We start from the raw sequence: 930 nt of genomic DNA, 5'->3' as shown, positions 1-930 counted from the left end.
TTTTTTGATTTAGATTCATCTCTAATCCTCCATTNNNTATTATCTTAATTTTACTAAATGTAAGATTAAATCTCAACTATTACAATTTAAACATCCAAGCCCTCAGCAAAACGTTTCCATAGTTCTGGGTGATTTTCTTCACCCTGCTCTTCTTCTATAAGATTACCAAGTAATATTTGCCTAGCTTTTATATCACTACATTTGGAATGTATTGCACTTATATAACGTGGGAAAGCTGTAACGTGACGATAATATTCTTTTGCGTAAATTTGTAAAGTAGAATGAGTAAGTTTCCCCATATTCCATAATTGATAAAATGGATGATTTAAAAGGTTATATTGTTCAAGATCTATATTAAGCTGTTCTAAAAATTTCATCTTACCTCTTTATTTAATGAATTTGTAAACTTGATAATCATTTGTCTTGTCTATTATTACCGAATGCCATCCTGCTAGAAAATCAATAGGAAAAAAACATCTCCATCATAATTTTTATTTATTTTTGTAAGTAAAAATTCATCAATAAGATTTTGCTCTAGGAAAAGAGTCGCTATTTCTGCCCCTCCAACCATAAAAATTTTCTTATAAGTAAAAGGTTTTATTACTCGCCAAAAATCATCTAAAGATTTAATAAAAAATATATTATTATAAGATTGTAATGGTGTATTTCTTGAAAAAACAATACAAATACAATTTTTTAAAATCTTTACAGGTATAGAGTCAAAGGTTTTTCGTCCCATGACTATAATATTATTTTTTATCGTCTGATAAAAATATTCAAACTCCTTAGTATAAGACCAGGGCATCTGACCTTTATTACCTATCACCCCTTGTGGGTCACATGCCATTAGACCGATGATTTTTCTATTTTTCATGAGATAAATGTTTAGGCGCTGTTAACAAAGTTATTTTAAAGCTAATTAAATTCTTT

General features: G+C 28.2%; 2 pseudogenes. Both read right to left on the bottom strand.

The features are described from left to right. Positions 1-89: 89 nt before the first annotated feature. Positions 90-377: pseudogene (locus KYQ89_RS02520) on the bottom strand (iron-containing redox enzyme family protein); the annotation flags it as partial. A 9-nt stretch (positions 378-386) separates the two neighbouring features. Beyond that, positions 387-874: pseudogene (locus tag KYQ89_RS02515) on the bottom strand (dihydrofolate reductase). Between the last annotated feature and the right edge of the window lie 56 nt (positions 875-930).

The organism is Rickettsia sp. TH2014 (assembly GCF_019249195.1).
Lineage (GTDB): Bacteria > Pseudomonadota > Alphaproteobacteria > Rickettsiales > Rickettsiaceae > Rickettsia > Rickettsia felis.
The sequence above is the reverse complement of the archived record's forward strand: the minus strand, read 5'-3'. Positions and strand labels throughout refer to the sequence as shown.